Genomic DNA, 3,826 nt, shown 5'->3' on the forward strand with positions numbered 1-3,826 from the left:
GGCCAGCACCATGCGGGTGAGCTGAACGAAATGGACCGCCTTGCCGATTGCATCATCAGGCCTCGGCAGCCGCGGCAGCCAGCCTTAGCCTAATCAAAAAGGGGCGACGCAAGCGCCGCCCCGGAATCCTTGGGAGGATTGTTCTGGTCTGCGGTTCAGGCCGCCTTGACTTCCTCGGCCACCGCGTCAGCCTGACGCGCCGCCTTCAGCACTTTGGCCCACCATGCAACGTCGTTGACCAGCGCGGTCGCCGCCTGGTTCAGGTGCTCAAGCTCGTCGAGCTTCTTTTCACCTTGCCTGACGGCGAGGAAATCGGCCCAGGCAATATGGACGGCGGACTTGACCGGCGCCATCTGGAGCTCAACCGCATGCAGCCTCAGCTGCTCGACGGCCCGCGCGCCGCCGACGCTGCCATAGCCGACGAAGCCGGCCGGCTTCTTATTCCATTCATTGGCGGCGTAGTCGATCGCGTTCTTCAGCACGGCGGTCGGGCCATGGTTGTATTCGGCGGCGGTGAAGATGAAGCCATCGAACTCGGCGACCTTCTTCTGCCAGCGCTTTGCCACTTCATTCTGCGACGGCGCCCAGGCGGACGATGCGACCTCGTCAAAAAACGGCAGCGGGAAGTCGCGCAGGTCGACCACCTCCACGTCGATGTCGGCATGCGACTTGGCGATCTTGGCGATCCACTGGGTCGGAACGTCGGCAAATCGTGCGGCGCGGGTCGAACCGACGACAATGGCGATTTTGGGTTTGGACATAGAGGGCTCTCCTTCAGGCAAATTTCTGGTATCGTTTAGATACCTGAGCTATATGAGTGACTGCACTCACGAGGCGCAAGGAGGCACCTTTTTGTTACCAAGGCACCTGCACCGCACTGAGGACTGCCGCGCCATCTCGGAAATCCTGCAGCGCGTCGGCGACAAATGGACCGTACTCGTCGTCGGTAAGCTCGGTGACGGGCCGCTGCGCTTCAACGAATTGCGCAGCGCCGTCGGCGGCATTTCGCAGAAGATGCTGACCACCACATTGCGCGGGCTTGAGCGCGACGGCTTCGTCACCCGCACCGTGTTTCCGACCATTCCGCCGCGCGTCGACTATGAGCTGACCGATCTTGGCTACGAGCTTCTTGTGCCGGTCGGTGCGCTCGGCGAATGGGCGCGCAAGAACACCGAGCGGGTCAAGGCGGCGCGGGCGAGGTTCGATGGGATTCACGCCTGAAACTCTTGCGCTGCAAGGGTTTGTGCGCGGCGTGTAGCTTATACGATTTCTACGGCTGCATCGGCAGTCCGGCCCGCAGTGGGCTTTCGGTCCGTTTCGATTTCGTCCCCGATTGACCACCTTGCTTCGATGGCGCAGGCCGCCCCTTTGCCGCAATTGCTCACGCTCATCGCGCCGGTGTGGCACGTCGTTGCAACGCAGATTTCGCACCTGCTCGCTTGCCGATTGAGGGTGTAGTTTCCGAGGCGCAACTGGCTTCGGCCTCGTCGTGTTTGACTTCGGAATAGGCGGTTGCGGCCAGCAGACAGAACAAGGCCGCAAGCGCGCCCACAATGCGTCGTTCAGCAATCGTTGACGCATTGTCTTGTCGCCATGTCCTGCCGGACATGGTCACGAAAATGTGCGAACGCGAATATGAAAAGCATCACACAGCATCGCTGCTCCCATCTCCTTGCGAGAGGCTGGAAGCGGCGTTGCCGTTCGACTTTAAGCCGACGACATCCAGCCGGTCAGCTTTCGGCAGGAACGGCCTTCGGCTTGCCTTCGCCGTCCAGCGCCACCATGACGAAATCGGCATGGGTGACCTTCTCCATCAGGTCGGAGAGGTAGCGCTGCGCCCAGGCCTCGACCTTGAGAGCCATCGAGGTGCGGCCGACGCGCTCGACATTAGTATAGATGCACAGCGTGTCGCCGATCTTCATCGGCTTGGCGAACGACATTTCCTTCACCGCTGCCGTCACCACTCGGCCCTTGGCGCGCTCGGCGGCGCGGATGCCGCAGGCCAGATCCATCTGCGCCATCACCCAGCCGCCGAAGATGTCGCCCGCCGCATTGGCGTCCGAGGGCATGGCAAGCGTCCTGAGCGTCAGATCGCCCATCGGCCGTCCATCCGCATAATGCACCATGCGCCAAATCCCTTCGAGATCGATCGTCCCGATCCCGTATCGGGATGGCGATGATGCGTCAACGCGCCACCAGCCGGCAATGTCGCAGTTTGAAATTCGGCTATGAGCTCAATTGAGCCGTTCCGTTGCCGACGACCGGGTAGCGGGTGAAGCCGAGTGCGGGAGGTCTCGGCGCTTGTGGCGTCGCCATGCACGTTTCTCGCGTCGCCGCGCGCCATGATGATTTCCGTGATTGTTCAAGTGGTGAACACTGGTTGTCGGGAAGCACCAACGGTGGTTACCTTGATGACAACGTGGGAGGAACAGCCTGATGCCCGGCAAGCGGGCGAAATGCAGAGATTGGAGGAGACGATGCCAGGCGTGGAGCCGCGATTAGGGAACTGCTGGAGAGTCGATCGGCTGCCATGGGCGCCAAAGACATCGAGTGGCTTATGTCCCTTTACTCCAACGACATAGTCTATTTCGACCTCGTACCGCCGCTTCGGTATGTGGGATCCAACGCCCTTCGCGAGCGGTTCCTGGATTGGTTTCCCCGCTGGTCTGGTCCGATTGGCCAGGAGCTTGGCCAACTGGATGTTGCGGCCGGCGATGCGGTTGCCGCCGCCTGGATGCTTATCCGAGCGCGTGGCATCCTGAAAACCGGCGCGAAAGTCGACTACTGGGTGCGCGTGAGCAATGCATTTTGTCGAGCTGGAGACAGATGGACGATCACGCACGAGCACGTTTCCCTCCCCGTCGACATGCGGAGCAGGACAGCAGTCTTGGACTTGACCCCATAGCGTCGCCGGAACGACGTTGGACCGGGGATTTTGATGTCGTTCTTCACGCCTAAAGCAACAGGACTTGAGGGCCTTTCCACCCGTGCGCCCCCTGATCCGAAGGGAATGCATGCTTTTCCGCGATCGGCCGACCATCCGCGTAGTGCACCATGCGCCAAATCCCCTCGATATTGATCTTCTCCCGATCCCGTATCGTCGTGGCGCTGATGCGTCACCGCGCCAGCAGGTACTAGACTGAGCAGAGTGAGTTGAGGAAGGCTGACATGAAACTTACCTCTCGCCGTCTGACGCCCGATCTATGGTCCGCGCTCGAGGACCTGTTCGATGAGAGCGCCGTCTGCAGTCGATGTTGGTGTATGTACGGGCGTATCGGCAGTTCTTATCGAAAGCGACCAGGTGAGGAAAACAAGGCCGCGTTCCGGCAAGCCGTCGAGCTTGGTCCGCCTCCAGGCGTGCTTGCTCTCGACGGCAATACTGCTGTCGGATGGTGCCAGGTGACACCGCGAGATGCCGTGCCCTGGCTCGATCGGCTGTGGCAGCTCAGGCGAGTGGATGATGCGCCGGTCTGGTCCTTGTCCTGCCTCTACGTGCGAAAAAGATACCGCCGGCAGGGCGTCACGTCCCACCTGATCGCAGCGGCGCTGCAAGCTGCAAGGCGCGCAAATGCCCCTGCGCTTGAGGCCTATCCTTTTGATGCCGATGTATCGCCGAGTGCTTCCGGCAGTGGATACGCCGCCACCTTCGCTCGCGCCGGGTTCAGGGTCGTCGCTCGCAGGGTGCCAGCCCGCCCGATCATGCGTTATGATTTCAAGCAAAATGCTGATGATGGCGTATGATGCTCCCACGAGGCGAAGGCCGCTTCGGGCAAGACACCGAATGCAAACGAAGTACCGGTCGCTTTTTTCACAGAGGGTGCCGGAA

Annotated in this window: 4 protein-coding genes; 2 read left to right on the forward strand and 2 right to left on the reverse strand. The window is 61.1% G+C overall.

All coding sequences use genetic code 11. The annotated features are described in order from the left end of the window. Positions 1-155 precede the first annotated feature (155 nt). Positions 156-761, reverse strand: a complete 606-nt coding sequence (locus EOA85_RS29960) for an NADPH-dependent FMN reductase (protein WP_065011992.1) — start codon at positions 759-761, stop codon at positions 156-158. A 91-nt stretch (positions 762-852) separates the two neighbouring features. Here EOA85_RS29960 and EOA85_RS29965 point away from each other — a divergent pair, with 91 nt between their 5' ends. Further along, a complete protein-coding gene (locus EOA85_RS29965) occupies positions 853-1,221 on the forward strand; it encodes a helix-turn-helix domain-containing protein (RefSeq protein ID WP_164759973.1) in 369 nt (122 codons plus the stop codon). Positions 1,222-1,730: 509 nt separating this feature from the next. Here the strand turns inward: EOA85_RS29965 and EOA85_RS29975 are convergent. Beyond that, positions 1,731-2,126 carry an acyl-CoA thioesterase gene (locus EOA85_RS29975; RefSeq protein ID WP_127212156.1) on the reverse strand — a complete coding sequence of 132 codons (396 nt, stop codon included), beginning with the start codon at positions 2,124-2,126 and terminating at the stop codon, positions 1,731-1,733. Between the two features lie 383 nt (positions 2,127-2,509). Between EOA85_RS29975 and EOA85_RS29980 the strand changes: the two genes are divergently transcribed. Then, positions 2,510-2,905 carry a nuclear transport factor 2 family protein gene (locus tag EOA85_RS29980; protein WP_281033803.1) on the forward strand — a complete coding sequence of 132 codons (396 nt, stop codon included), beginning with the start codon at positions 2,510-2,512 and terminating at the stop codon, positions 2,903-2,905. Positions 2,906-3,826: the final 921 nt, after the last annotated feature.

It is taken from the genome of Mesorhizobium sp. M5C.F.Ca.IN.020.29.1.1 (assembly GCF_003997375.1).
Classification (GTDB): domain Bacteria; phylum Pseudomonadota; class Alphaproteobacteria; order Rhizobiales; family Rhizobiaceae; genus Mesorhizobium; species Mesorhizobium wenxiniae.